The sequence below is a fragment of the Gluconobacter sp. OJB genome, assembly GCF_039638275.1.
Taxonomy (GTDB): domain Bacteria; phylum Pseudomonadota; class Alphaproteobacteria; order Acetobacterales; family Acetobacteraceae; genus Gluconobacter; species Gluconobacter cerevisiae.
This window is the reverse complement of sequence record NZ_JBDIWH010000002.1, coordinates 116,662-143,433: the sequence shown is the minus strand read 5'-3', so window position 1 is coordinate 143,433 and position 26,772 is coordinate 116,662. Positions and strand designations below refer to the sequence as shown.

Annotated in this window: 31 protein-coding genes and 1 pseudogene; 13 read left to right on the top strand and 19 right to left on the bottom strand. The window is 58.8% G+C overall.

All coding sequences use genetic code 11. The annotated features are described in order from the left end of the window. Positions 1–37: 37 nt before the first annotated feature. The 5 genes from ABDK74_RS13965 to ABDK74_RS13945 all read right to left on the bottom strand — a co-directional run bounded on the left by ABDK74_RS13965 (position 38) and on the right by ABDK74_RS13945 (position 5,821). Complete coding sequence (locus tag ABDK74_RS13965; RefSeq protein WP_346004340.1) at positions 38–1,174, bottom strand: 3'-5' exonuclease; 1,137 nt, start codon at positions 1,172–1,174, stop codon at positions 38–40. A gap of 151 nt (positions 1,175–1,325) precedes the next feature. Next, positions 1,326–1,595 (bottom strand): hypothetical protein, encoded by a 270-nt coding sequence (locus ABDK74_RS13960; RefSeq protein ID WP_339408704.1) that lies wholly within the window; start codon positions 1,593–1,595, stop codon positions 1,326–1,328. Positions 1,596–1,643: 48 nt separating this feature from the next. Then, positions 1,644–4,622 (bottom strand): Tn3-like element ISMpo10 family transposase, encoded by a 2,979-nt coding sequence (locus tag ABDK74_RS13955; RefSeq protein WP_285139289.1) that lies wholly within the window; start codon positions 4,620–4,622, stop codon positions 1,644–1,646. 4 nt (positions 4,623–4,626) lie between these two features. After that, complete coding sequence (locus tag ABDK74_RS13950; protein ID WP_010339849.1) at positions 4,627–5,211, bottom strand: recombinase family protein; 585 nt, start codon at positions 5,209–5,211, stop codon at positions 4,627–4,629. A 133-nt stretch (positions 5,212–5,344) separates the two neighbouring features. Then, entirely contained in the window at positions 5,345–5,821 is a 477-nt protein-coding gene (locus tag ABDK74_RS13945) for a YkgB family protein (RefSeq protein WP_010339850.1), read from the bottom strand. 104 nt (positions 5,822–5,925) lie between these two features. Here ABDK74_RS13945 and ABDK74_RS13940 point away from each other — a divergent pair, with 104 nt between their 5' ends. The 5 genes from ABDK74_RS13940 to yghU all read left to right on the top strand — a co-directional run bounded on the left by ABDK74_RS13940 (position 5,926) and on the right by yghU (position 9,378). After that, positions 5,926–6,468, top strand: a complete 543-nt coding sequence (locus ABDK74_RS13940; protein ID WP_010339851.1) for a MarR family winged helix-turn-helix transcriptional regulator — start codon at positions 5,926–5,928, stop codon at positions 6,466–6,468. A gap of 76 nt (positions 6,469–6,544) precedes the next feature. Continuing rightward, positions 6,545–6,961, top strand: coding sequence for a carboxymuconolactone decarboxylase family protein (locus ABDK74_RS13935; RefSeq protein WP_346004339.1), 417 nt, complete (start codon positions 6,545–6,547; stop codon positions 6,959–6,961). Between the two features lie 12 nt (positions 6,962–6,973). After that, a complete protein-coding gene (locus ABDK74_RS13930; RefSeq protein ID WP_346004338.1) occupies positions 6,974–7,723 on the top strand; it encodes an SDR family oxidoreductase in 750 nt (249 codons plus the stop codon). Positions 7,724–7,788: 65 nt separating this feature from the next. Continuing rightward, entirely contained in the window at positions 7,789–8,484 is a 696-nt protein-coding gene (locus tag ABDK74_RS13925) for a glutathione S-transferase N-terminal domain-containing protein (protein ID WP_346004337.1), read from the top strand. A gap of 18 nt (positions 8,485–8,502) precedes the next feature. Continuing rightward, entirely contained in the window at positions 8,503–9,378 is an 876-nt protein-coding gene (gene yghU, locus ABDK74_RS13920) for a glutathione-dependent disulfide-bond oxidoreductase (protein ID WP_346004336.1), read from the top strand. A 73-nt stretch (positions 9,379–9,451) separates the two neighbouring features. Here the strand turns inward: yghU and ABDK74_RS13915 are convergent, their stop codons facing one another. The 4 genes from ABDK74_RS13915 to msrB are packed head-to-tail and all read right to left on the bottom strand — an operon-like array spanning position 9,452 to position 11,822. Next, positions 9,452–10,090, bottom strand: a complete 639-nt coding sequence (locus ABDK74_RS13915; RefSeq protein ID WP_346004335.1) for a DUF1109 domain-containing protein — start codon at positions 10,088–10,090, stop codon at positions 9,452–9,454. Beyond that, entirely contained in the window at positions 10,080–10,610 is a 531-nt protein-coding gene (locus ABDK74_RS13910; RefSeq protein ID WP_346004334.1) for a sigma-70 family RNA polymerase sigma factor, read from the bottom strand. Before ABDK74_RS13910 ends, ABDK74_RS13915 begins: the two co-directional genes overlap by 11 nt. 29 nt (positions 10,611–10,639) lie before the next feature. Beyond that, positions 10,640–11,347, bottom strand: a complete 708-nt coding sequence (gene msrA, locus ABDK74_RS13905) for a peptide-methionine (S)-S-oxide reductase MsrA (protein ID WP_346004333.1) — start codon at positions 11,345–11,347, stop codon at positions 10,640–10,642. Positions 11,348–11,360: 13 nt separating this feature from the next. After that, positions 11,361–11,822, bottom strand: coding sequence for a peptide-methionine (R)-S-oxide reductase MsrB (gene msrB / locus ABDK74_RS13900; protein WP_346004332.1), 462 nt, complete (start codon positions 11,820–11,822; stop codon positions 11,361–11,363). 118 nt (positions 11,823–11,940) lie between these two features. Here msrB and ABDK74_RS13895 point away from each other — a divergent pair, with 118 nt between their 5' ends. The 5 genes and pseudogenes from ABDK74_RS13895 (at position 11,941) to ABDK74_RS13880 (ending at position 14,429) form a co-directional block, all read left to right on the top strand. Next, a complete protein-coding gene (locus ABDK74_RS13895; RefSeq protein WP_346004331.1) occupies positions 11,941–12,654 on the top strand; it encodes a cytochrome b/b6 domain-containing protein in 714 nt (237 codons plus the stop codon). Next, a complete protein-coding gene (locus ABDK74_RS13890) occupies positions 12,651–13,400 on the top strand; it encodes a molybdopterin-dependent oxidoreductase (protein WP_346004330.1) in 750 nt (249 codons plus the stop codon). Before ABDK74_RS13895 ends, ABDK74_RS13890 begins: the two co-directional genes overlap by 4 nt. A 103-nt stretch (positions 13,401–13,503) precedes the next feature. Next, the gene (locus ABDK74_RS13885; RefSeq protein ID WP_346004329.1) at positions 13,504–13,824 is read left to right on the top strand and encodes a pentapeptide MXKDX repeat protein; all 321 of its coding nucleotides are present in this window, start codon (positions 13,504–13,506) and stop codon (positions 13,822–13,824) included. Further along, positions 13,775–14,223: pseudogene (locus ABDK74_RS15905) on the top strand (DUF1223 domain-containing protein). The gene ABDK74_RS13885 and the pseudogene ABDK74_RS15905 overlap by 50 nt, the downstream one beginning before the upstream one ends. Beyond that, positions 14,208–14,429, top strand: a complete 222-nt coding sequence (locus ABDK74_RS13880) for a DUF1223 domain-containing protein (RefSeq protein ID WP_346004328.1) — start codon at positions 14,208–14,210, stop codon at positions 14,427–14,429. Before ABDK74_RS15905 ends, ABDK74_RS13880 begins: the two are co-directional and overlap by 16 nt. Here ABDK74_RS13880 and ABDK74_RS13875 read toward each other — a convergent pair. From ABDK74_RS13875 to ABDK74_RS13860, 4 genes are all read right to left on the bottom strand, one after another. After that, positions 14,423–14,728 carry a type II toxin-antitoxin system mRNA interferase toxin, RelE/StbE family gene (locus ABDK74_RS13875; protein ID WP_346004327.1) on the bottom strand — a complete coding sequence of 102 codons (306 nt, stop codon included), beginning with the start codon at positions 14,726–14,728 and terminating at the stop codon, positions 14,423–14,425. The two genes, ABDK74_RS13880 and ABDK74_RS13875, sit on opposite strands and share 7 nt — an antisense overlap. Further along, on the bottom strand, positions 14,725–14,985 hold the full coding sequence (locus ABDK74_RS13870; protein ID WP_346004326.1) for a type II toxin-antitoxin system RelB/DinJ family antitoxin: 261 nt from the start codon (positions 14,983–14,985) through the stop codon (positions 14,725–14,727). Before ABDK74_RS13870 ends, ABDK74_RS13875 begins: the two co-directional genes overlap by 4 nt. A 228-nt stretch (positions 14,986–15,213) precedes the next feature. Further along, positions 15,214–16,095, bottom strand: a complete 882-nt coding sequence (locus ABDK74_RS13865; protein WP_346004325.1) for a DNA/RNA non-specific endonuclease — start codon at positions 16,093–16,095, stop codon at positions 15,214–15,216. A 262-nt stretch (positions 16,096–16,357) separates the two neighbouring features. Beyond that, positions 16,358–17,434, bottom strand: a complete 1,077-nt coding sequence (locus ABDK74_RS13860) for a 3'-5' exonuclease (RefSeq protein WP_346004324.1) — start codon at positions 17,432–17,434, stop codon at positions 16,358–16,360. On the opposite strand from ABDK74_RS13860, the gene ABDK74_RS13855 reads away from it, so the two are divergent. Next, positions 17,423–17,617 (top strand): hypothetical protein, encoded by a 195-nt coding sequence (locus ABDK74_RS13855; protein ID WP_346004323.1) that lies wholly within the window; start codon positions 17,423–17,425, stop codon positions 17,615–17,617. The two genes, ABDK74_RS13860 and ABDK74_RS13855, sit on opposite strands and share 12 nt — an antisense overlap. Positions 17,618–17,645: 28 nt before the next feature. Here the strand turns inward: ABDK74_RS13855 and ABDK74_RS13850 are convergent, their stop codons facing one another. The 4 genes from ABDK74_RS13850 to ABDK74_RS13835 form a co-directional block, all read right to left on the bottom strand. Next, positions 17,646–17,915: a hypothetical protein gene (locus tag ABDK74_RS13850; RefSeq protein ID WP_339408704.1), complete on the bottom strand. Its 270-nt coding sequence runs from the start codon at positions 17,913–17,915 to the stop codon at positions 17,646–17,648. Positions 17,916–17,935: 20 nt separating this feature from the next. After that, positions 17,936–18,256 (bottom strand): hypothetical protein, encoded by a 321-nt coding sequence (locus tag ABDK74_RS13845; RefSeq protein WP_062106468.1) that lies wholly within the window; start codon positions 18,254–18,256, stop codon positions 17,936–17,938. Between the two features lie 479 nt (positions 18,257–18,735). Continuing rightward, the gene (locus tag ABDK74_RS13840) at positions 18,736–19,815 is read right to left on the bottom strand and encodes an IS5 family transposase (RefSeq protein ID WP_346004322.1); all 1,080 of its coding nucleotides are present in this window, start codon (positions 19,813–19,815) and stop codon (positions 18,736–18,738) included. A 36-nt stretch (positions 19,816–19,851) separates the two neighbouring features. Next, positions 19,852–20,217 (bottom strand): hypothetical protein, encoded by a 366-nt coding sequence (locus ABDK74_RS13835; RefSeq protein WP_346004321.1) that lies wholly within the window; start codon positions 20,215–20,217, stop codon positions 19,852–19,854. Between the two features lie 877 nt (positions 20,218–21,094). Here ABDK74_RS13835 and ABDK74_RS13830 point away from each other — a divergent pair. Beyond that, positions 21,095–21,424 (top strand): helix-turn-helix transcriptional regulator, encoded by a 330-nt coding sequence (locus tag ABDK74_RS13830; protein ID WP_346004320.1) that lies wholly within the window; start codon positions 21,095–21,097, stop codon positions 21,422–21,424. Between the two features lie 61 nt (positions 21,425–21,485). After that, on the top strand, positions 21,486–22,376 hold the full coding sequence (locus tag ABDK74_RS13825; protein WP_346004356.1) for a reverse transcriptase family protein: 891 nt from the start codon (positions 21,486–21,488) through the stop codon (positions 22,374–22,376). Here the strand turns inward: ABDK74_RS13825 and ABDK74_RS13820 are convergent. Both ABDK74_RS13820 and ABDK74_RS13815 read right to left on the bottom strand, forming a co-directional pair. Beyond that, positions 22,327–24,534, bottom strand: coding sequence for an ATP-dependent RecD-like DNA helicase (locus tag ABDK74_RS13820; protein ID WP_346004319.1), 2,208 nt, complete (start codon positions 24,532–24,534; stop codon positions 22,327–22,329). The genes ABDK74_RS13825 and ABDK74_RS13820 overlap by 50 nt on opposite strands. 8 nt (positions 24,535–24,542) lie before the next feature. Then, positions 24,543–26,768: a site-specific integrase gene (locus ABDK74_RS13815; RefSeq protein WP_346004318.1), complete on the bottom strand. Its 2,226-nt coding sequence runs from the start codon at positions 26,766–26,768 to the stop codon at positions 24,543–24,545. Between the last annotated feature and the right edge of the window lie 4 nt (positions 26,769–26,772).

Below are 26,772 nucleotides of genomic sequence, written 5' to 3'. Positions count from 1 at the left end.
ATCCGGCCCATGGGAGAGACGGAAGTCAATAGCAAGGTCAGAACCCCATCGCCTCTCTCTGAGCCTGACGATTGAAAGCCGTTCCCCGTTGGAGCGCGGGACGGCGCCTGAGATTGCGCCCCCAGCCGTCCCGCCGCGCCTGAAGCGGGATCTCGTCGATGAAGCAGCTCGGGTTGGCCTGCTCGCCCCGACGAAACTCACACCAGGACACACTGACGCGCTGGCGGCCGCGGGTGAGTGCCACATAGGCCAGTCGGCGTTCTTCAGCCGGATCAATGTTCGTTCGTGACGGAAACAGCGTATCTTCCCAGCCGATCAGAAAGACATGCCCGAACTCCAGGCCCTTTGAGCCATGGATGGTCATCAGCTTGACCCGGCCGACACTGTCATCGTCCCGGCTTTCCGAACCAAGGGCCGCATGGTCGAACAGCTCCTCCACCGAGCTGAACTCGTTGGCGAGCGACAGAAGCTCGTGCAGGTTTTCCAGCGCCGTGCGTCCATCCTCCCCGGCCGCCTGGTGCATCGCGAGATACCCGCTCTCTTCGACCAGAACCCTCAGACGCTCTCCCAGACTGGGCTCGTCACTGCGGGCACCTTTCAGAATCACGTCCAGGAAGCCGCGCAGCTTGTCAGCAGCCTTGCCGGTGCGTCCCTGCACCGTGCGCTCCGCTGCCTCGTACAGCGAGATCGCCTCCTCATCGGCGACCTGCTCGAATGTCGCCATGGCCTTGGCCCCGATCCCCCGGGCGGGCTGATTGACGATCCGGCGGAAGGCCTCGTCTGACTGCCGCTCATACGGAAAACATGTCAGACGCAGGAAAGCCAGCGCGTCCTTGACCACGCCACGCTGCCAGAAGGCGGTATCATTGACCAGCTCGTAGGGGATCTTCGCGCGCAGCAGAGACTCTTCCAGCAGCCGGGACAGATGGTTGAAGCGATAGAGCACCGCCATGTCCTCGTAAGGCACGCCTTCCAGGGCACGACGTCCGATCTCCGCGGCGATCCCGGAGGCCTCGTCCTGACTGCCGGTGTGCCGCAGAATATCCACTGGCTCGCCATCTCCGGACGCGGTATACAGTGTTTTCTCCAGCCGGTTGGTGTCGTGAGAAATGACTGCGTTGGCCGCTGACAGGATATGACCGGTCGAGCGGAAGTTCTGCTCCAGGGCAATCATGCGTCCGGTCGGAAACTCCTTGAGAAAGCTTCGGATAATCCGGACATTGGCCCCACGCCAGCCGTTTATGTGGAATACAATTTTTCAATAAAAAATGTGTTCTGCAGTCGATTTTTCCGATGAACAGATGTCGACTAACGGCTGAAATCGATCAAATGAGAACTTCTCGCTCCCTAACTACGACGCCATCAATTTCCGCCCATTCGGACGGCGTGACTACCATTGCTGAAAGCGGCATATGGAACCGTTCTTCAAAATCTACCGCAAGACGATCGCGCCAATCCCGGATTGCGTGCCATCCCTTCTCACCAGCACCTTCTTTCGTCACCAAGACGATATCGATGTCGCGGGCCACCGCCTTGGCATCAATAGCAGAGCCAAAGAGGAAAGCTGTCTGGAGATTTGCCGTCGCTCCAGCCATGGCAGCTCGCAACCAGGGGTCGGTACACAGAACGGACCCAGATATACGCTAAGGTTTTGCCGTGCCTTCGACGGCGCGCATCTGGCGAAGCGGTCTGAGCGCGGTGGATGGCGCATCGGGATCGGTCCAGAGGTAATCGCCGGTGAGATTGATATGCTGCCAACCGAGCGGTGATAGGTGTTGCAGCAGGTCCGGCGGGACCGGCCGGCCGAGGTTGGCGAGATGCATCCGGGCGGCTTGCAGGTAGGTCGTGTTCCACAGGACGATGGCACCGGCGACGAGGTTCAGCGCGCTCGCCCGATGGCTTTGGGCTTGCAGCGCATGATCGCGGATACGGCCGATGCGATGGAAGAAGATGGCGCGTTTCAGGGCATTTTCCGCTTCTCCCTTGTTGAGTTCGCGGGTGGCGCGGCGACGCTGTTCGGGCTGCTCGATCCAGTCGAGCGTGAACAGGGTACGCTCGACGCGACCGATCTCGCGCAACGCCAGTGCCAGGCCGTTGGCGCGTGGATAGGAGCCGAGCCGTTCCAGCATGATCGAGGCGCTGACGACGCCTGTGCGGATCGAGGTTCCCAGTCGCAGCACGTCGTCCCAGTGTGCCTCGATCAGACCTTCGTCGATGCGGCCCGCGACCAGCGGCGCAATATCGGGGCCGGGTTCGATGCCGTTAAACAGGTGCAAACGGCGTGCGGCGATATTCGGGATACGCGGCGCGAACCGGAACCCAAGCAGATGACATAGCGCGAACACATGGTCGGAGACGCCCCCGCCATCGACGTGATGCTCTTCGATGTGCAGATCGGCGCCGTGGTGGAGCAGCCCGTCGAGCACCTGTGCCGCCTCGCTCGCCGAAGCGGAGATAACTGTGGAATGGAACGGCGCGTAGCGATCCGAGACGTGGCTGTAAAAGGAGACAGCCGGCTCTGTCCCCTTGTGCGGATTGACTGCGCCGGTTGCCTGGGCGCGGCGGTCGAGCGGAAAGTTCTGACCGTCTGAGCTGGACGAGGTGCCGGACCCGAACAGCGCGGCCAGCGGCGCGGTGTGTTGGGCGTCGACAAGCCGGGCGAGCGCGCGACCGTAGGTTTCCTCGCGCAGATGCCACGAGGCGAGCCAACCGAGTTGGCGCTGGGTCACGAGATTGCAGGCTTCCGCCATGCGCGTATGGCCCAGATTGGTGGCATCGGCGAGCACCGCCGTGAGGATCGCACGTGGTTCATCCGCGGCACGGCCACTTTGCAGATGCGTGAAGCACTGGCTGAACCCGGTCCATCGATCGACTTCGGCAAGAAGGTCGGTGATGCGGATCGCGGGCAGATGCGCATAGAGCGGCGCAAGGGCGGTATCGGATTCCTCGGGAGTAATCGCCTTCAAGGGCGAAATCCGCAGCCTGCCCAAGCTGAGCTGCACGTCTTCCAGCGCGTCCGTCTCCGCCTTTCGCTCGACCTCGGCCAATCGACGGGCGAGGCGGGCGCGTCGTTCGGCCAGCCAGATATCGGCCGTATCCGGTGCCGGTATCGGCAAGGGGCCGGCCGCGCGCATGTTGGCGAATACGGGGGCAGGAATGAGTTGCTGCTCGACAGCACGATAGCGTCGGCTTCCCTCGACCCACATGTCGCCGGCGCGAAGCCGGTCGCGAAGCTCGACCAGCACGCACAATTCATAGATCCTGCGATCGGGAATGCCGGTGCCGATCGCCCGACGCCAAGCTTGCCGGATGAAGCCGACTGGCGTGCCTGCAGGCAATTTGCGCAGATGACCAAAATGAAGGTCGCGCATGATCGCGACCGCTCGCGCGAGCGCATGGCAGGCTGGCACCGCCCCGAATGTGAACGAGGCGATGAACGAGGGACCGACCTGTCGGAGGACGGGGTAATTGGTCGCGGCGACCGCGACGGGATCGACCGAATCGGGGCGGATCAGCTTGCGGGCTTCATCGACCTCGCGGCCGAGATCATTCCATCCGATCGCTGCCTCGACCGCAGCGCCGATATCGCCACCTGATATCTTGGCGGCGAGCAAGGCAGCGCCGAGTTGGGCAAGCAGCCGGATTTTGCCGTTGATGGTGCGCCGGTTGCGCTTGAGTGTCGTGTCCGCGCTGTTCTGTTCGCGCCGGAACATCTGCCCAAGCAGGCGATCGAACATCAGCACCGCATCGTCGGTGAGGGTAACGATGGTTTCGAGGATGGTCGCCACCAATGTGGCGCGACGCCGCGTCGCTTGCAGCGTCCGAACATGTTGCGCGGTCAGCCGCACGCCTTCCTGGCACAGGCGTCGGAGGCGCTCGGGATGGACGCCTACGGCGATATCCGGATCGATCCCGATGGCCCGAAGCAGTGTCAGTCGCTCGATGATGGCGGCGAATGTCTTTCGGCCGGGCTTGCCGGGTGACTGCCGCACCCAGGCCAGATCGCTCAAGTTCGTGCCTGTGTGGGGCAGGAGAAGCGCATCGAGCAGCCGGCGCTGTCGAGCATCGAGTCCTCGGGTCAGATGCTCGGCGACATGGCGTTCGGCATCGAGCAACGCCTGTGCGACCATCCGCTCGACCGAACTGATGCCCGGCACAATGATGCGCCGTCGCCGGCACTCATCCAGCATCACGCGCGCCAGCCTAGCCCCGCTGGTCGTCGTCAGCGCGATCGGCAGGAGCCATTCCTGCAACGTCGTTCGCAGCGGCCGACTGAGCGGCATGAAGCCGAATGCATCGCGCAGTGCATCGAGCTGTTCGTACCGGGTCGGGCCGCGCGTCGCGTAGTCGGCCAGCACCTCGGGTCCGACCTGCAATTGCTCTGCGACGAACGCGAGCGGCGTATCAGGGATCAGTTCACCGGGTCGCAGGAAACGGCCAGGATAGCGCAGCGCGCAAAGCTGGATCGCGAAACCCAGCTGGTTATGCGGTCGCCTCCGGCGGACGATGATGGCCAAGTCGTCCCGGCTCAATGTCCAGTGCTGGACGAGCAGGGTTTCGTCGTCGGGAAGCGCGAGCAACGCCGCGCGTTGCTCGTCCGACAGGACGGCGCGACGCGGCATCGGCTTAGACCTTGGCCGGTGCGGTCCAGCCGATCCGGGCAAGCGTGCCGAGAAGGGTCGAACGCGGCACCTTGAAGGTCCGGCAGACGGACGCCTTGCTGGCCCCGCCATCCAGCGCGGCGGTGATCCGCTCGAGCGTTTCGGCGTCGATCATCGGCGGGCGGCCACCTTGGCGTCCCCGGCGTTTGGCAGCAGCCAGTCCCGCCATCACCCGTTCGCGCGTGAGCGCACGCTCATATTGTGCCAATGCACCGAACAGCGAGAACAGCAATTCGCCGTGCGGCGTGGTCGTATCCATCTGCTCGGTCAGCGACCGGAACGCGATGCCGCGCGCCTTCAGATCGGTGACGATCGTCAGCAGGTGCGGCAGCGAGCGTCCGAGCCGGTCGAGCTTCCACACGATCAGTGTGTCGCCCGCGTTCAGATAGTCGAGGCAGGCTTTCAGGCCTGGTCGGTCGTCGCGCGCGCCGGATGCCTTGTCGGTATGGAGATGCCGATGATCGACCCCGGTTGCGACGAGCGCGTCCCGCTGGAGATCGACCGTTTGGCGGTCATCGGTCGTTGACACCCGCATATATCCGACCAGCATGTACGACAAACCCTCGAAAGCATGTTTTCGAACACCCTATCAAAGCGACAGGGTTTGTCGATCGTTATGGGCTGAGGCGGGTATGGTTCGGCAAAAGCGCAGGTCCGGAGCGTCGCCTATCACCTGTTTGCCGTCACGCGTCTGCTGTCCGTATGGACGCAAGTAGAAGGCACGCTGATGCCGCAAGAAGCACCAGGTCCTTCAACAGGAACTGTCCGGTTCCGGCCGAAATCGCCGGGAACCCGCCAGCGGTCGGCTCGGCGACGCCAGGCGTGCTCAGGAAAAACGTCAGTGTCACGGCATAAGTCAGGCATGACATCGCCGCGCCGAGAGCGGAGGCCGTCTTGTTGAAAGCACCGATAATCAGCGCAGCGGCCGTCGCGAGCTCGACGGTGCCTATAAAATAGCTTCCACCCTGCACCCCAAAAACGGCCGGAATCCAGCTCATGATCGGACTGTTCTTCATCAATGGCGCGATGCCCATCGCTTCATAGCTCGTGAATTTCATGCAACCGAACCAGAGAAAGATGACCACCAGCGCCCAGCGCAGCAACGCGAGAGACCCGCGAGAGCCGGTCGTCTTTTCAGCTATGTGTAATGTCGAAAACATGGTGCCTCGCTTTCATCATGGCGCATGACCTGCCTTCATGCTTAGACAGGCGTGATATATGCGCTGCGCATACACTATACGCCGTCAATGAATGAGGCAACCCTTTGAACGTACTCTCGGACCGGCTCGTCAATCTGTTCGGCGCCCTCGCAGTGGGCATCACCGATCGAATTAAGAAGGCGGCATTCGACCCGACGATACCCGGCGGTGGCGAAACCACCGCGGCGATCGTCGTCATCGGTCACGCGACCGGTCTTTCGATCGACGAATTAGGACGGGTGCTAGGCTTGTCCCACGCGGGGACGGTGCGGCTTGTCGATCGATTGGTTGCAGCCGGGTTCGCCGTTCGATCCAAAGCGCTACGGGACCGTCGTGCAGTAGCGCTGATGCTCACTGAGGCAGGCGAGACTCGCCTATCTGCGATCCTGCAACGAAGAAACGAGACTTTATCCGAAATCCTTAGCCATGTCTCGAATGCTGACCGCCTCGTGCTGGAACGTATTGCCGAGACAATACTTGCGCAGATGTCTGACGACGCTGTCTCGGCGCTGACGATATGCCGGCTCTGCGACGAGAGGCGATGCTACAACTGTCCGATGGATGCCTTTGGAATGCTGGAGTCGTCGACGCATAGAGTCGACCCATAAGTGCGCGCAGAGACGCTTAGCGTATATCTGTGCCCGTTCTATGTCCTGACCCCATAATACAAGGCACACCCAGACCATGACACCGAGAGAAAAAGGCAACGCCGCAACGCTCGCCCTGATGGGTCCAGAGCAGTCGGAGCGCCTTGCCGCCGCCGCCGCGTCCAACACGTTCGGCTCCGACATCGCCGGATACGCCGTCGATCATGTTTTTGGCGATATCTGGACCCGCAACGGCCTCGATCAGGCGCGCAGAAGCCTCATCACCATGACGGTCATGGTGGCGTTGCGCCAGCCGCACGAATTCGGTCTGCATATGAATTTCGCGCTCGATCACGGCATGCCGCTGGATGAAATCGAGGAGGCGCTGATCCAGATGCTCCCCTATGTCGGATTTCCAGCCATCTCGGGCGTCATGCCGATCGCGACGAAAATCGTCGCCGAGCGCGGCCTCGACAAGAAGAGCAACTACGCGGGCCATCGCGGCCTGCTTTGAACAGGAGGTTCCATGAGCAAGCTTGAGGGAAAAATCGCACTCGTCACGGGCGGTAACAGCGGTCTTGGCCTCGCCACGGCCCGCCGCTTCGTCGACGAAGGCGCTTTCGTCTATATCACCGGGCGCCGACAGGCCGAACTCGACAGCGCGGTCGCCTCGCTTGGGGCCAATGCCGAAGGCATCCAGGGCGACGTCCGCGACAACGCCGATCTCGACCGCCTGTTCGACAAGATCCGACAGGACAAGGGCCGGATCGACGTCCTCGTCGCCAATTCCGGCATCGTCCTGCCTCAGACGCTCGATCACGCGACGGAAGAGAATTTCGACCGAACGTTCGATGTGAACGTGCGCGGTCTCTATTTCACCGTCGAGCGGGCGTTGCCGCTTCTGACGGAAGGAAGTTCGGTCATCATCCTGTCGTCCATCGCGGCGAACAAGGGCGTGCCGGGTTACGGAACCTACAGCGCCAGCAAGGCCGCCGTCCGCAGCTTCGTCAGAACATGGACGGCCGAACTTCTGGGGCGTGGCATCCGGGTGAACGCCATCAGCCCCGGCCCGTTCGATACTCCGATCATGGACGGACAGGCCGATACGCCGGACGGCGCAGACGCCGTGCGCGCGAAATGGGCTTCCGCTGTGCCGATGCAGCGTCTGGGCCGGCCGGAAGAACTCGCCGCGGCAGCGCTGTTCCTCGCGTCCAGCGAAAGCAGCTATATCGCGGGCATTGACCTGATCGTCGACGGCGGCGCTACTGGAGTCTGAGCACTCCGCACCGCCAGTGGGGACTCCGCGCCAAGTGGCATCCCCTCGAAGATACGAGAATTCTCATGATCTGCTTCTATTTTCACCCGACGCCCAACCCCGCCAAGGTCGCTCTGTTTCTCGAAGAGGCCGGGCTGCCCTACGAGGCCATTCCGGTCGATACCCGCAAGGGCGAACAGCATGCGGCGTGGTTTTTGAAAATCAATCCGAACGGCAAGGTCCCCGCCATCGTCGATACGAATGGCCCGGGCGGTCCGGAGACGCGGGTCTTCGATTCCACAGCCATCCTGCTCTACCTGGGCGAAAAGACGGGACAGTTCTTCGGCACCGACGCCGACAGGCCCGAACTCCTCTCGTGGCTGATGCTCGTCGCGACCGGGATCGGTCCGTATTTCGGGCAGGCCGTGCATTTCCAGTATGCCGCCCCGGAAGGCCTAGATTACGCTATCAACCGCTATCGCCGCGAGGCGGAGCGCCATCTTCAAATTCTCGACGACCGCATGAAGGACCGGACGTTCTTCGTCGGCGAGTCCTACACCATCGTCGATATGTCCGCCTGGGGATGGCTCGATCGCGTGCCGCGCGTGCTGAAGGACGACCGCGCCCTCGCGCGCTGGCCGAACCTGACCGCGTTCATGACCCGTATGGCCGGGCGTCCCGCTGTCGGGCGCGTCGGGACGCTCATGACCACACACGACTTCAAAACCGAGATGGACGAACAGGCCCGTCGCGCCCTGTTTCCCTCGAATTTCCCGCTGTAATCGCGAAAGGATTGTCCAATGGCCCCGTCCAGTCCGTATGTGCCGCCGAAAGTCTGGTCCTGGGATGCGCCCAACGGCGGCAAATTTGCCGGAACCAACCGCCCGGTTGCAGGCCCCACGCATGAGAAGGCGCTTCCTGTCGGCCGCCATCCGCTCCAGCTCTATTCGCTGGGGACGCCGAACGGCGTGAAGGTCACGGTCATGCTGGAAGAGCTGCTGGCGGCGGGTCATGCGGGCGCCGAGTATGATGCGTGGCTGATCAAGATCGGGGAGGGCGATCAGTTCGGTTCCGGTTTTACCGACGTCAACCCGAACTCCAAGATCCCAGCACTCGTGGACCATAGTCTGGCCCAGCCGCTGAATATTTTCGAGTCCGGCTCCATCCTGTTGTATCTCGCCGAGAAATTCGATGCGTTCCTGCCGACGGATATGGCGGGTCGAACGGCGTGTCTCAACTGGCTGTTCTGGCAGGTCGGAAGCGGCCCCTATATCGGTGGCGGCTTCGGGCACTTCTATGCCTATGCGCCGGAAAAAATCGAATACGCGATCAACCGCTTCACCATGGAGGCCAAGCGTCAACTCGACGTTCTCAATCGGCGACTTGCCGAAAGCCCGTTCATCGCGGGCGACGATTACACGATTGCCGATATGGCGATCTTCCCATGGTATGGCGGCCTCGTGGAGGGCTGGATGTATAACGATGCCGCCACGTTCCTGAACGTACAGGACTATCCGCATGTCCGGGCCTGGGCAGACCGGCTGCTCGAACGCCCGGCCGTGCGGCGTGGTCGAATGGTCAACCGTATGGTCGGCGAGCCGTCAAGCCAGCTGCACGAACGCCATGATGCGTCCGACTTCGAGACGAAAACGCAGGACCGGCTTGCCCAAGGCTGATGTTTCGTGGACCGGTCCCGCTGAAAACCGGCCCTCGGCCGCCATCCGGATCCGGATGGCGGTGTTCACCCTATCAGCGGTTCAGTGGCGGCAGGATCAGACGCGTCACGAGTGTCACGACGCCGCAGGCCGCCGAATACCAGACGGCGACATAAAGCGGGTCGTCGAACGGACAGGCCAGCGCGAAGGCCAGCGCGCCAAAGGCCGCGGCGGCGATCCCCACTGCCCAGGCCGTGCCGCGCGCATCCACCGGGGCGCCGCGCCGCGCGAACAGGCCGAGCGCCAGCACCGCCGGCAGGGACAATTCCACGATTTTCCGCGCGCAGACGATGCCGTGCGTCGGATCGAGCCGCTGCCAGAGCACGGCGGGACCGGCCTGAAGCACGTCCACCAGCCAGCCGAGCACGAGTGCCGCGAGGGCGAGCATGCCCACGATGCGCAGACCCCGTCGCGGTGAGCGTGTGGGATCGAGCGACAGCAGCGCCGTCGTCCCGCCGACGGCGGCAATCACGGCCAGGCTTGCGGCCTTCCACCAGAAGCTCGGCATTCCCATGGCGTGCGGCATGTCCGGACGCATCAGGCCCAGCTTCAGCACGAAGACGATCTCGATCACGCCCAGCGCCAACAGGATCGTCGCGTCCCGCCACGGCGTCCGCCGTCTGACGGGACGCAGGCCGGTCGCGAGCCGATCGATCAGGGGATCAGTCGACATCACTACCTCGCATTACTAAAGCATTCATGCGGTTTAGACCGCGATGAATGTTGACCTTGACCAGCGTGGCGGACTGTCCCGTTCGGCGTGCCGCCTCCTCGATACTCAACCCGCGCAGCTTGACGAGGCGGATGGCTTCCGCCTGCGCTGGCTTCAACTGCCCGAGCAGGCGCTCCAGCGCATAGGCCGTCGTCACCTGCTCCTCATGATCCTGCACCGGCAGGTCGTCGTCGAGCGGCGCATCATCCACCCGGCTGGCGGCCCGCAACCGGTCGATCCATTTGTATCGAGCGATCGCCGCGATCCAGGGACCGAACTTCTGGGAAGGATTGAATGTATGTCGTTTCTCGTGAACGGCCAGCAGCGTGTCCTGCACGGCGTCGTCAACCATGGATGGCGGCAAGCGCCGGAGAAAGAAGCGTCTCAGCCATGCCTGCGCCTCGGCGAGCACGCGGCGATAGGCGTCGGCATCGCCGGCCTGAGCCGCTGCCATCCAGCGGCTCCAATCCGCTTCCGTCACGAACCCTCCATCCCTGGTTACGGCGAGAGTCAGCTCCCGCCATCGTCGACCAGCGTCAGCACAGGCTGCGGGCGCCAGGACGACGCGAACAACGCGTGCAGCGCCTCGATCCGTGGTGCGTCGTATGTAGCGATATACGGATGATCCGGATAGCGGGCCGCGAAATTTTGGTGATCTGCCTCGGCCGGGTAGAATCCATGATCCTGGGCCACCTGTGTTGCGATGGGCCGCGCGAAGACATGCGCCGCGTCGAGCTGTGCGATATAGGCGTGCGCTTCCTGTAACTGTTGCGCGGAGCGGGTGTAGAGCACGGAGCGATATTGCGTGCCGTCATCCGGGAACTGACGGTTCACCTGTGTCGGGTCGAGGGCGACGGAGAAGAAGATGCGCATCAACGTGCCGTAGCTGACCTGCGTTGGATCGAAGTCGACTTCAACTGACTCTGCATGTCCCGTATCGCCGCTGCTGACGGTCTCATAATCCGCCGTGCCGCGCGCGCCGCCGTCGAAACCCGCGCGGGTCGCGGTCACGCCACGGACATGTTCGAACACGCTCTGCACGCCCCAGAAGCAGCCACCCGCGAAGACGGCGCTTGCATGGCGCGTCGCGGGCGCCGGTTCCGCCAGAACGGGCGCCGGAAGAATATGGGGACCGGGTTCGCCCATTGCCGTGTGGCAGACGGCGCCGAATGTGGTCAGCGCCATCAGGGAAACGCCGAAAAGTCCTGATCGTGTCATGATTCCAGCTCCTTCAGGCCGTATGGAATGAAAGTGCCACGCCGTTCATGCAGTAGCGCAGGCCCGTTGGCTGCGGTCCGTCATCGAACACGTGGCCGAGATGACTGCCGCAGGTCGCGCACAGCACCTCCGTGCGTTCCATGCCAAGGCTGTCATCGCCACGTTCCTGCACGGCGTGCGGCAGGGCGCTGTCGAAACTCGGCCAGCCGGTGCCGCTTTCGAACTTCGTGCGCGCGTCGAAGGCTGCCGTGTCGCATCCGGCACAGGCGAAGCGGCCGGGGCGATGCTCGGTCAGCAATGGGCTCGAATACGGCATTTCGGTGCCTGCCTCGCGCAGCACATTGTATTGCGCGGGCGTCAGCAGGCGGTGCCATTCGGCGTCGGTATGCGTGACGGGATAATGCTCGGTGGCTCGTGCGCGGCCGGATGCCGCCATGGCAACGGCGGCAAGAAAGAATTGGCGGCGCGATGTCATGCTGTGTCCCCCTTGTTTTGGGTTGTCACAGCGTTCTTCGCGAAAATTCCCTGTCCGGTTACGCGGGTAAGAAGAATTTTTTATTTCCGTCAGGATATGGCGGAAACTGTAACCTTTCGTGCCTGGCCGACGAACGCATCCGCATCAACGCCTGACCATTCAGTCGGAAAGCCCGGACATGCTCTCATCACGCCGCGTGCGACCGCGTCGCACGCCATCGCCCATTATTCGCATCACCCATTGGATCGGCGCATTGTCGATGCTCGCCATGATCGGCAGTGGCTGGCAGATCTATAATGCCTCGCCCATTCTGCCTTTCGAATTCCCGGCCTGGGCTACATTGGGTGGCTGGCTGGGCGGCGGGATCGCCTGGCATTTCGCGGCGATGTGGGTGCTGATGGCTGCCGGCGTCGTTTACATGGGGTATGGCGTGCTGTCGGGGCATTTCCGCTGCGATCTGCGGCCCGTCGGCCCGCGCGCCATCGGTCGTGATATGGCGCAGGCGTTGCGGTTCAGGTTGTCCCATGCCGCCGGTCATTACAACGCTGTCCAGCGGCTGCTTTATACCGGCGTGCTGATTGTCGCCCTGCTGACCGTTGCAAGCGGGCTGTCCATCTGGAAGCCGGTGCAGCTTGGATGGCTGACATGGCTGTTCGGCGGTTACGATGTCGCCCGCCGCATTCATTTCGCGATGATGACGCTGATCGTCGCCTTTCTCGTTATTCACATCGCGCTCGCCCTGCTCGTGCCGTCGACCCTGTTCGGCATGGTGTTCGGCCGTCGTCCCAGCGCGGCGCAGGAAGTGAGCGTTCAGGAAGGGGCTGCCCGATGAGTCACAACCGCCTCGATCGCTCGGCGATCGCCCCCGAACTGCGCCGGATCGAGCGTCGTCTGATGCTCAAAGGCGCCCTGTCGCTCGGTGGACTGTCGATGCTGTCCGGCTGTGCGCTGGACGACGAGCCGTCCGTGGAGCGCGCGCTCAGCGCGATGTCGCGTTTCACCGACCGGATGCAGGCCCTGCTGTTCAGCCGCCAGCGGCTCGCGCGGGAATTCGATGCATCCAGGATCACGCATCCTTTTCCGTTCAACGCCTATTACGACGAGAGCGAGGTTCGCACTGTCGATCCCACTGGCTGGCGCCTGGATGTCGGCGGTCTGGTGTCGGACAAACGCCCGTGGTCGCTTGCGCAGTTCCGCGCGCTGCCGCAGAAACGGCAAATTACACGCCATATCTGCGTCGAGGGATGGAGTGCGATCGGCGACTGGTCCGGTGTGCCGCTTTCGATATTCCTGCAAAAGGTCGGCGCGGATCTGCGTGCGAAATATGTCAATTTTCGCTGCTTCGACGATTATTCGACGAGCATCGACATGGCGACCGCGCTGCATCCGCAGACCATTCTGGCGCTGGACTATGGAGACCGTGCCCTTCCGCCTGCCTATGGCGCGCCGATGAAGGTCAGGATTCCAACGAAGCTCGGCTACAAAAATCCGAAATATCTCGCGTCCATCGAAGTCACCAACCGCTTTCCGGGCGGCTACTGGGAAGATCAGGGTTACGACTGGTTTGGCGGGTCATAAAAAAAGACGCGTCCCTGTAACCCGACGCCGTGCCTCATCGAAGAATAGAACAGAGAGGCGGAATGTTTCCCCCTCCACATCATCGACAGATCAGGAAATGACCATGTCTATTCGCAATATCGCCATTGCTGCCGCTTTTTCGTCCGCCGTCGTTCTGAGTGGCGCCGCTCGCGCGCAGGACGCCATGTCGCACGATGCCATGGCCCCGAACCAGATGGCGCCGAACACGATGGCACATGACAGCATGTCGAAGAATGGCATGGCGCACGACACGATGGCCCCAAATGCGATGACGCATAACGGCATGTCCCACGACGGTATGAAGAAGCATGACGGCATGAAGAAGAACGCGATGTCCCACGACAACATGAGCCATGACAACGCGATGGCCGCTCCGCAGGACGGCATGGCGAAGCCGAACTAAGCCAGGTTTCGCGAACCATCCGGTCGGCAGGCGCACTCATGAGGCTGAAAAGCGTCATATCCACTGCACTGGGCGGCATGTGGGTGCTTGTCGGAAATCGGTACAGGCTTTGGCCGCGAACCCGAACCACCCGACCGTGGTGGAATTGTTCCAAAGCCATGGTTGTTCCTCCTGCCCGCCCGCGAACGCCAATCTTCTGACATCATCCGATCGCCCCGATCTTCTGCCCTGTCATGGGAGGTAACCTATTGGGACGATTTCGGCTGGAAGAATACGTTCAGCGCACTAGCTTTCACGGCGCGCCAATGGGATTATGCTCACGCATTCCATCGGCGCGAGGTGTTCAGACCGATCCTGTCGAGGGCGGACCCAGGATCGCAGTCATGGGTATCGCCGTAACGATTTCCGGCTATGCCAGAACAGCACTCGTCGTGCTGGTGCGTTTCGATCCCAAGATTATCAGAGTGCCGATCCTGCGCGGCGAGAATGGAGGACCGGTCCTCCCGCATCGCAATATTGTACGGGAGGTCACCGTGCTGGGCACTTTTACCGGCGAATCGCATAGCTATCACATTCCAGGCGGGCGCAATTGGTCAGTTCAATAGTGACTGCGGACTGCCCGCTTCGAGGCTACCTCATAAATTTCATTATCTGCTCTCCGGCCAACGGCAATCACATAGATCACGATCCGTTCGTCGATGACCTGATAAACAAGGCGGTAGCCATCTTTCAGAAGCTTGATCTTGTAAAATCCTGATAGATCGTGATGAAGCTCGTTTCCCGGAGAGTGAGGGTTGCAGATCAGCTTTTCCAGCTTCTTTTCAAATTTCTTACGTACGCTGCCGTCAAGAGCATCCCACTCCCTGAGCGCTCTGTCATCGAATTCAAGGCTATATTCTTTCATTCGCGATGACGGCTCTTAAGCTCCGCGAAAGTCATACGATGCTTTTGGGCAGGGTTTTTGAGACGTTCGCGTACAATTTCGATGAGCTGCGCATCCTCGTCAGTCACAAACGTGCGCTTGACGGGAGAGCGCCCCGTTTCAGCAATATATGCAAGGGTGTCGCGCAGTGCGTCAGAAAGAGAAATGCCTTGAGCGGACAACTTCTCAACGGCAGCCGCTTTCAGTGCTTCATCGACCCGGAATGTGACAGCAGACATACAAAGTCTCCTTGTGTGTATGCACAAATGTATCACATTTGTTTATACGAATGAAGCAAAAGATAACCGATGCCGATGTCCGCTTTTAGGAAACCTGATCGGCCGTGAATACGGCGGAGATGAGGCCGAAGCGGCCTTCATGTGCGCGAGAACCGGACCCTTACGTCACGTAAGCGGTGCCCACGGTCCACGCCTAAACAAAAAGGCCACAGAACTCCTTTCGCAAATTTACGACCGCCCCATCGCCTTGCGCAACAGGGTCAGAGCCGCCTTGACGCGGCGATCATTCCACGTGAAGCCGGGCCGTTCCGATTGCTGCGCGCGCGCTTCCGCTGCGTAGGGGCTGGCCTCGATCGCCGGCATCGCCATCGCCGTGAGCTTGATCTTTTCCGCAAGCCCGGGAAACACGTCGATCCCGCCCGTGTCGCGCAGCACCGTGAGCGACACCACGGAGCAGTGCGGATCGTCGGTGTTGCTGCACACCCAGGCGCCGGCCGTCTCCGTCACGGGATCGTAGATCGCCTTGAATACGCCAGAGGGCACCATCACGCGGTCGGGCCCGATCACCGGGACGTCATGATCGGCAAACAGCGCGCCGGTTACAACGTAGAGTTCGCCGTCCGCGTTCGCGAGACCGCGTGTCGAGGCCTCCACACCTTCCCAGACGCCCATATTCAGCGCCGGCGTCTGCGGGACCACGTTGGAGAGCGCGAAACTTTCTTCCTGTGCGGCCAGCCCCGGCTCATCGCCGCTGGGCGTGAGATGGCCCCTTTGATAGCCCGAGCGTTTCAGATCACCGAGATTCGTCCGGGTCGCCTCATCGAGGCGGGTATCCGCAAAGAAGATCCCTTTGCGGGGCGTCCGTACCGCGACCTCGAGCGCCTCCTCGGTCAGAAATTCAGCCGACCAGATCGGCCCGTGGGTGACGGGAGACGCGTAGGACGCAAACGCGGTGCTGCACAACAGCGTGCCCTGCCCCATCGCGCCGGTAACGACCGGGGGCGTCCCCTGGTAAAATACTCCCGGACAGCCCGGCGCCTCGGCATGCGCCCCAAAAGCCCACACACTCGCCGCGACGGAAAGGGCCAGCGAAAGACAGGACCGCTTCATGAGCGCGCACTCGCTCTCGGGAGCGCGGCGGGCGGTGTCGCGCGGCCCAGATGGCGGTGCTCGCCGCAATACCAGGACGTGCTCGCCCCCATGGCAAAGCCGAACGGCGCCCCCTGCCCGCATCTCACACACACATGCGCAAAACTTGGGGCTCGGGGTTGCGGCGGACCTGAGGGCGCGTCGTGAGCCCAGTCCGGCGGCCCCTCTGGCGGTCCGTCCGGTGGAAAGAAATACTCATCGAAGCTGGGTGGTGGTGGCCGGTTCACAGATCAAATCCCAAAGCCTGCATCTCCTCGCGGGCACGATGCCACGCTCCGTCCTGCCCATGCGCCGGGTCCGTCTGCCAGTTCCATCGGCCAATGCGATGCTCCAGCGGGATTTCGTCGATGAACCCCGATGGCATCGTCGACCCGCCCTGTCGAAAATCGCACCAGGTGATCGTAACCTGTTCGATGGCACGGGTCAGCGCCACATACGCCAGACGCCGTTCCTCGTCCGGATCGCGCGTCATGCCGCCGGGAAACACATTCGCCTCCCAGGCCGGCAGAAACACGTGTCGAAACTCCAGGCCCTTGGCCTTGTGCATCGTGAGCAACTGCACGCGATCAACGCCCTTTTCGCCGGGCGCGGCACTGGCAAGCGCCGCATGCTCCATCAGATGCTCGATCCGGCGAAACCCGTCCGCGAATTCAATCAACTCGCTGAGGTTCTCGATATGGGTCTTGGCCTCCTCACTGTCATCGGCGCGCAAGGCCGCCAGATACCCGGTCTGCTCCACCAGTTCGGTCAGGCGCGCCCCGATGGTGAGACCCGTCTGTTCCCCGATCGCCCGAATAGTTCTGACAAACGTCTCCAGTGCGGCGGCGCATTTCGCCGGCAGCCGCGTGTGGGCGACCGCCTCCATCAGGGACGTACCCTGAGACTCCGCCACCAGTTCGATCGCGCCCAGCGCCTTGGTGCCGAGCCCGCGCGCAGGCTTGTTGGCGACACGCCGAAACGCCTCGTCCGACTGACGATCGTTCGGGTGGGCGGCGAGCGAAAGCAACGCCAGAACATCCTTGACGCTGGCACGCTGGTAAAATCCGACGTCACCGACAATTTCGTACGGAATGCGGGCTCGGATCATGGCCTCCTCCACGGACCGCGACAGTCTGTTCTGGCGGTAAATAACGGCGAAGTCATGCCAGGGCAGACCGGTCGCCGCACGCCGGCCGATCTCACGCGCAATGGCGTCGGCCTCGTCGCTCGCATAGGCAAAGCCCATGACCTCGATCGGCAGACCGATCCCGCGCCGGGTAAACAGCTCCTTGGGGATGCGCTGCGGATCATGCGCGATCAACGCGTTCGACGCGGACAGGATATGAGTGGTGGAGCGGAAATTCTCTTCCAGTTTGAAGGTTTTTGTATTGGGAAATTCCTTGCCGAAATCACGGATGAACCGGATCTTCGAGCCACGCCACGAATTTATGTGGAATACAATTTTTCAATAAAAAATGTGTTCTGCAGTCGATTTTTCCGATGAACAGATGTCGACTAACGGCTGAAATCGATCAAATGAGAACTTCTCGCTCCCTAACTACGACGCCATCAATTTCCGCCCATTCGGACGGCGTGACTACCATTGCTGAAAGCGGCATATGGAACCGTTCTTCAAAATCTACCGCAAGACGATCGCGCCAATCCCGGATTGCGTGCCATCCCTTCTCACCAGCACCTTCTTTCGTCACCAAGACGATATCGATGTCGCGGGCCACCGCCTTGGCATCAATAGCAGAGCCAAAGAGGAAAGCTGTCTGGAGATTTGCCGTCGCTCCAGCCATGGCAGCTCGCAACCAGACGGTCACCGCGTGAATATGACACCTTTACGCTTCATGTAGCCAAAAAGGCCGGCGAAGGGGATAATGCTGATGCCTTGGGTTTTCGCATGCTCTTTGCCCTCAATTGTAACTCCACACCACATCGAGCTATAAGCAACGATGGTTGCACCCAACCTGGCAGCCTTTTCAACAACATCCGCGCTGACCCGATATTCATCTGAATCTGGAGAATAGATCCGCTCTTCCCGCCCAGTAGGCAGAAAGACGGTCAAGATCGGATCGCCGCTATCAGTACGTGCATTGCTTTTTTGGGCAAGTTCCTGCTGTAGCCAATTCGTACTCAAATCTGTTCTCCAGTAAGTTTATGGTAGATTTTGAGAGCAGCCAAGCGTTGGGCGACGACGTGACCGCGGATGTCTTCTGGGAACGTAAATCCTGTATATAGATCGGTTTCGACCCTCTGAAACGCCTCATACATTGCAACGTGAACAAGCAAGCGGTGATACGCTTCAAGAGAATCTGTCTCTATTAGCAGATGTGTTTTTGTTCGCAAAATCATCTCAATATCGATATTATTTGAAAGTATCTTCTTTTTGGTCTGTCCCCATACTAGTCCTGCAGCATTTCGAGGAATTTCTTCTTGAGGGAAACTGAGAGGTCCTGTGTTTTGAAAAATTTCTTTGTTAATATGGACGGATCGAAGAACCGTTGATTGGCGGCGGCTGGCTCCTGATTTCAGGGTTGTGGCGTGCCGATTGACGGTTTCCGGGGTGACTTTCGCTCTGCGTTTTGAGCAGATTGCGTGCTATCGCCAGTGGGATGGTTACGCGCTCGCGTTTAACCTCTCGAGGAAGAGGAAGCGGCGCATGTTGTAGACGATATTGGCCAGACCGATCCGCATGGTGGCCCGGGTGATACCGACAGTTCGGATGAACAGTCCCGTCTGTGATTTCTGATCGGCAAAGACATGCTCGACGCGCGAGCGGATCACTGATTTCCCTGCATTGGACCGCTGGATATGGCGGGGCATGGGCTTGAGATGCGGCTTTTTCCTGTGAACTTTCGAGACGAAACCCTCTTTGTCCATGAAGTCCTCATTGGCTTTCGAACGATAGGCGGTGTCTGCCCAAACGGTTGAGGCTGTATTGGTTTTATCCAGAAGGCCCTCGCGCAGTCTGGCACCATCACTGGCAGCAGCATCCGTCGCCTTCCATTTTCGGATCAGTCGGAACTTCCGGTCAATGGAAATATGCGATTTATAGCCAAAGAAAGGAATGGCGAGATCCGTGGTCGGGAACGTCCCGTCCTCCTGCCGCTTCGCCTTCGTGAACTTCAGTGTCCAACGGGCGTGCCTGTCCTTGTGGGACAGCTTTACCGGCTTGTCTTCCCAGCCTTCGGGGATCCGTCCTGCCCGAAGATCGGCTTTCTCTCCGTTGGTATTGCGCTGCTTTGGAGCCGCTACCAATGTCGCATCCAGGATCTGGCCCGACATTGGCAGATAACCGGCGTTCCGCAGAGTTGCATCAAACCGGTCAAACAGTCTTTCAATAGCTCCCGCCTGGGTCAGACGCTCACGGAACAGCCAGACCGTTTTGGCATCGGGAACACGGTCCGACAGTCCCAGACCGAGGAAGCGCATGAAGGACAAGCGGTCGTTGATCAGATATTCCGTTCGCTCGTCGGAAAGATTGTTCAGCGTCTGGATCACCAGGATTTTGAACATCAGCACCGGATCAAACGGGGGACGGCCGCCTTTGATCCTGTCTGAATAGGCCAGAGCCTTCTCCAGATCAGGGCGGAAGACTTCAAAATCCACAGTCCGGGAAAATGCTTCGAGCTGATCGCCAAGCCCGCTTAACCGGGCCAACCGCTCTTCAACATCAAAGAAACCCGGCTGCTTCATCTTCCATCATCTCCAATCAACGCAGGAAAAATGGAATCACAGAGAAAGCCGCAAAACCAGAGGGTTTTTCGAACCCTCCATATCCAAAAGAGCTAGCAATGGATTGTAGAAATCGTTCAAGGCAGCCGCGTAACGTTCAATTTTACGTTGACGCAGTAAGGCGTTGAAAGATCGGGACGATTGGAGATAGACCACGATAACTGTGACGGTATTGGTGACGATCAAGGTGAGTGTGGCTCCAGCCGCCGGCCATATACCCTGTTCGTACCAAGCTTTATTCTCCTTCGGAGCAAGGCTCAGACCATCGTTTGCTTGGATGGTGATGACATGAGCTGGTCTGGCCTCATTAGCAATGGCATCAAAAGACACAATTACTGAAAAGATAGCAAACGCAACAGACACGATTAACCGTGAGCGCGGAAGTATGGTAAGGCAGTGTGCGATCATACAGCTTAAATAGAGCATCTCTTAAGCTCACGCTGTATTTTTCTAACACATGGATGAGCGGGCCGGAAAATCTGATCTAGGAAGAGTTTAGCTTTGATCAGACCGTTCGGAACGAATTATCAGGACTGGATACTCGTCAGAGGAAATGCGAACGACTGCCTCTTGGCCGCAAGCTGCCGCTGATTGTATCCGACAGCTTTGCCATGTCCATCACTCGAAAAGCGTCCCCCAGTATCCCAACAACCAACTTGCTCATCCACCGCAAAAAATTATCCGTCGAAGCTATTAGGCATGTCGCCATAAAAGAAATTATGTTCGCCGATAGCGAATATTCCTTGACTATCGAATTAGACGCTGACATACAGTTCCCATGCACTTGGGAAATAGGCAACATCCCACTGAACTCTGGGTGAGTAATCACCTGCGGGATTAACTTTTGGTTGATCCTCACACTTGTCAGCAGCGTGAAGGAGCCCGCGAGGGACCCTTCACAGCATCGATAAGGCGCGTCCTTGTGGTTGGACGCGAAGGGTTGGGGGGATGCTTCTTCTCTCGTTGTACTCCTGCTGGTGGAGCTGGCCCTAATTCCGGGGCGAGCGTGTAGGAGGACTACCTATGGGAAATATTCCCTCACTAAGTGCTGAGAAGAAGCGTACGAAGACTAGCCGACGGGGGACATTCATTAAGAATGCTCTGCTGAAGCCGACGACTTGGAAAGCCGCAGCGGCTGCATTGGATTTTATCCTTAAAGCAGTACGTGTGGGCACGAAGATCTGGGACATGTTTACGTAATCCCCCTTCAACTCTCCCAACAAAGGTTGCGGAGGCAGATATGTACGACAGAGCCTTAAAGACTATCAGGCAATATCATCGGCTTTCACAGTCTGATCTTGCCGAACAGATTAATATATCTCGGTCTTATTTGAACGAGATTGAGCGCAACAAAAAAGAACCAAGTTTAGAGGTTCTCAAGAGATATGCTGAGCGGTTCGAGGTACCTTTATCGTCCCTCATGCTGTTTGCAGAACAAGGGGCGGGTACGACCTTCAACAAGGCACGTGTCTTTGTCGCTGATAAAGTGTTGAAGATGCTGGAATGGGTAGCTGAGGGAGAAAATGATGAGCAAGAGAAAGCGAGCAAGACAACCGTGCATACCGATTAATCGTTGTCATTTGTACGGCCTCCAATCACCTCATGCATTGGCAAAGCGACTGGGTTGGGAGTTGAATAAACTCAGTAGTCTGGCTGCTGACGGCGGTTATCGCGTTTATAAGCTTAGGGACTCAGATCGTGAAATTCAGGAGCCGAATGCTGCGTTGCAAAGCCTTCACCGGCAATTACACCGGTATCTAGCTCGGGTCGAGGTTCCAGACTACCTTCATTCTGCGGTTAAAGGACGGTCCTATCTCTCCAATGCTCGCGCTCATATCGGCGATGGCCAACTTCTAAAGATCGATATTGCGAAATTCTACCAATCCGTTCCTCAGTACAAAGTCATGCACTTCTTTCGAGACGTAATGCGCTGCGCATCGGATGTGGCGGGCTTGCTCGCCAATCTAATCTGTCACCGCGGGGTCCTCGCGACAGGCAGCGCGGTCAGCCCGATCATCTCCTACTACACGTACAAGTCTCTATTCGATGATCTGGCAGCGGTTGCAACGGGGCATGGCCTCGTCATGACATGCTATGTAGACGACATCACCATGTCCGGTTCCGGCGCCTCTCGCGCTATTCTCCACGAAGCACGATCAATAATTTTTAAGGCAGGATTACGCCCGCATAAGGATCGATCGTTCACGGGCAACAGCGCGAAGATCGTAACGGGAGTGGTGGTAGGCCGGGATGGAATCGCTCTGCCCTTCTCACGTTGGCAAAAGATCCGCCAAGCAATACGAGAGATTACAGCTTGTGAAGACGACAAAAAGAAACTTCAGCTCTACCCAAAGCTGGTTTCGCGTCTTTATGAGGCAGCGCAAGTCGATCCTCAATGCCGTTCACGAGCCGAATTTTATCATAGCCAATGGCGAAAATTAAACCGTCAAAGCCGAATACCACAGGTTAAAATTATTGCCGGAAAACAGGCTGCCTTGGCTCAGGACCCATTGATGCCATAAGCCACTCGCCCAGCTTCGACCACCGTTGCCGACCACCCGCATTTCGTACAGCGATCGCCAAGGCCCTCTTCTGCCCCACCAGAACGACAAGCTTTCGCCCACGCGTGACGCCCGTATACAGCAGGTTCCGCGCCAGCATGGCGTAATGCTGAGTAACGATCGGGATTACGACAACCGGATATTCCGAGCCCTGGCTCTTGTGGATCGTGGTCGCATAAGCCAGCACCAACTCGTCCAGTTCACCAAACCCATAGATAACCTCTCGGCCATCAAAGGAAACTGTCAGTTCGCTCTCGTCGAGATCGATTTTAACAACGACCCCAAGATCCCCGTTGAAAACGTCTCGGTCATAATCGTTCGCGATCTGCATCACCTTATCGCCCGGACCGTAAGTCCAGCCAAACCGCTCGACCTTTACGTCGCCCGGAGGGTTCAACGCCTTCTGTAGCTCTATGTTGAGAGACCGAGCTCCAAGACCGCCACGGTTCATCGGGCACAGCACCTGCACGTCGCGCACCGGATCAACCCCGAATGCTTTAGGGAGGCGGTTTTTCACCACCGTGAGCAGTTTCCGTAACCCGATCTCCGGGTCGACCGCTTCGACAAAATAGAAGTCCGCCCCTTTTGTTGAGCTCAACTCCGGCATCCGGCCTTCATTGATCCGATGGGCGTTGGTGATGATCCGGCTATGAGCGGCCTGACGAAACACCTCGGTCAACTGCACGACCGGGATGGCACCAGACCGAATGATATCTGCCAGAACCTGACCTGGGCCGACCGACGGCAACTGATCGACGTCGCCCACGATCAGCAATGCAGCACTATCAGGAAGCGCCCGCAGCAAAGAGCGCATCAGCAACACATCCACCATACTGGCTTCGTCCATTACCAAGAGATCGCAAGTTAACGGGTTTGTCTCGTCCCTTTTGAAGCAACCCGTGGCGGGATCCGTCTCCAGGAGCCGGTGAATTGTCTTGCCCTCCAACCCGGTACTCTCCGACAGACGTTTAGCCGCCCGTCCCGTTGGCGCGCAGAGCTGCACCTCGATCCCTTTGGCGGTAACGATTTTCAGAATACTGTTGACCAGCGTTGTCTTTCCGACACCAGGACCACCGGTAATCACCAGCACCTTGCTGCGGAGAGCGAGGCTCACCGCCTCACGCTGGCTTGGCGCCAGGGCCAACCGTGTCTGCTGCTCCACCCAATCGATCGCCTTCTCCGCTATAATCTCCGGCCAGGGCGGAAGACCAATCGCGCAGGCTTTTATGCACTCGGCGATGGTCTGCTCGGCGCGATACAGGCCCATCAGGAAAATGCAGCGCTCTTCCTCCACACTGTCTGCAACGACGTTACCAGCGGCCAGCTCCAGTGTAAGGGCCGTCTCGATCAATGGAACCGCAATCTCCAGCAACGTTGCGGTATTTGTCATCAGTTCCTCCACCGGCAACCCGCAATGGCCATCGTCCAGCGCTTCACCGAGTGCATAGGATATTCCGGCTCGCGCCCGGATCATTGCCGTCGGTTCAATGCCCATTTTTCGCGCGATCTGGTCGGCGGTTTTAAATCCGATACCACGAATATCCCGTGCCAACCGGTATGGGTTTTCGCTAATCAGTTTGACCGCCTCTTGCCCGTAGGTTTTGAAGATACGCACTGCCCGCGAAGTCCCGACACCGTTGCTGTGCAGGAACAGCATAATCTCCCGGATTATTTTTTGGTCGCTCCAACCAGACACGATCCTTTCAGCACGCTTCGGGCCGATGCCCGTCACGTCCCGAAGCCTGTCTGGTTCCTGCTCGATCAGGTCAAATACTGCCTCGCCGAACGCCTTAACCAGTTTTTTCGCGTAAACCGGACCGATCCCTCGGATCATGCCCGAGCCGAGATAACGCTCAATACCCTCAATCGTGGTCGGTGGACTGGCCTTGAGGAACTCTGACCTGAATTGCAGTCCGTGGGTGTGATCATTAAACCAGTGCCCGGCCATCTGCACGAACTCACCGGCTGCAATCATCGCTGCGTGTCCGACCACTGTGACCAGGTCGCGTTGTCCTCGAACTTTGACCCTCAGGACACAAAAGCCATTCTCGGCATTATGGAAGGTCACCCGTTCCACCAGCCCAGCAAGCGTTTCTGTTTGGGATTGGTCTCCAGCCACGTCGCAGGTTACTTTGATTTTGAAGCTGGAGACGACGCCATGGCCCCACTCGTCGCCGAAATCTCGCCAGGGGTTCGACCATCCGGCGTCGGCTTATCCCGAAGTTTGTTCAACATTCCCTCCAACGCTTCAACGTCTCCGGAGACGGCATCCCGTTCTTCCGGACTTAACCAAACTTCTTCCAGTAAGCGATTGGCCGCTTGCTGAGCGGCCAAAACAACCCCTTTGGCGCTTGGTTTTGGGATATTAAAATAACAGCGTGCACAAGCCATGCGATGCGGACACGTACTCCAGAACGCATTGCTACAGTAAGAGTCACCCAAATCGTAGTACTTCCAGGGCGCCCCGTCTTTCGTTGCGCCTGCCGCAATAACTTCCTGATCAATAACAATTTCGATCATCCGTGCCGCCTGATCCGCCTTGGCAAACGCGCTGGCTAATTGCGTAGGCTTTGACCGAACATAGCTCATGGTCGATTGAACGGACGTATGGCCACACCATTTTGCCAGATCGAATATTGTCATGCCTTGTGGAACACTCGCCAGCATAGACACAGCGGAGGCCCGTCCACGGTGACTTGTAATGCGGCCTTTACTGTCCTCAAGCGGAATACCAGCCTTTTTGCACAAAAGCGGAATAACCGTTTGATTTAAAACTTCCTTCGCAATCGGTCTGTTTCGAAGTTGAAAAAGAAAATGCACATGTTCACCGGTTCGGCGATCAAGATGCTTATGGGGAGATGCACGTTTTTTCATCCAGGCTGCAATGTATTTATGAACCGCGTGACTGACCGGCTTGGTGTACGCAACCGACGTTTTGCCTTCGGGAACATCAAGCCAGCAGACCTGACCTGCCGGAACGACGTTGCCAGACTGATCGATCACATCTTCTGATTGCTCGCGCGTGCAACCGACCCGAAGTCGGGCGATCTCATTGCTCCGGAGGCCTGCATGTGTCCACACCACAGCGATGGCCTGCAACAGAGCGAATGGATAGAAACAGTCAGGAGAAAGATCCTCTGGTTCAATGTTGAGACTGGCCCAGGTCAGTTTCAACCAAGCTGCATCATCTATGGTTCTGGGGTTTACCCCAAGATATTTCGCAATATTCCTCGGTGTCGCGAGATGATAGCGCGGATTACATCTGAGCCGAGCCCATTCCCAACTCTGAATATCAGATAAAAACCGACGCATTACCTGATAATAAGCGACTTTCGTCGGCGCCTGCAGAGGCTGGCCAGCGGTGGGGATAAGCCGATAATCAAAGGTCGATCCGCCCCAACCGCCGACGTGTAACTTGTCGACGGCGGCGAGATAGTCAGCGCATACCGATACCGTCCATTGCTCTGGTCCCGTAACTTCCGGGTGCTCCCGACTCAGCCAGATCCCGATACGGGTCAGTGTGTTATAGACCGCTCGCCTCGATCCTTCCCGCAGGGTTGTTGTTTCCAGCCAGCGTCGGCACCATGTCATCCATTCGGGATTGATATTGTCAGTTTCAGTTCCGTGACGGGGTGGATATGCCCGAAAATGGATAACCTTTGATGTTAATCCCATTGCCGCCAAACCGTTTGACAAGATTCCAATCCGGTTGGCGACGTGATTTCCCGCGTAACACTCGCGTGTATATTCCAATATCTCTCTGTTGAAACTTTCAAGTTTTGGGTTCTCGCCTTGCAGCGCAACTGCCGCAAATATTGATGGTACCAGCGGGCGCACCGTCTGACAGACAAAGCCGACACGGGTCAGGGCCGAGAACAGTCGCTCACATTCTGTGTCAACGATCTCCGCCCCAAAAACCAAGCGGGCGACAACAGCCGTCGCGACATTCCGTTGGATTTTGTACAGGCTTCGAAAACCACAAAGAAGATAAGCTACCGCAATGATCTGCGGTACAATTCCAGTTTTTTTCAGAACAGGGCTGTTATTAATAATCTCAACCCAGAGGTCTTCACTCCAGCCCCAATACGGCACTTCCTGACGTGCGACTTCCAGGAGTAAATATTTCAGGGCACGGTGACTGTTAGCGCGGTCAAGGTTACTGCGATACAGGACGTCCGTCAGAGGCTTGCGAAGACGTGGCGCCTGCCGTCTCGTAATAATAAGATGTTCTTCTTTCCAACGTCGGACAAGTTTTAACTCGTCTTCCGATAAGGTTACCCGTCTGTCGTACTCTTCGAGATTAATATGGAATTTGTATTCGGATGGGACGTGAGGAACGTGAGATTCTGCCACTTTT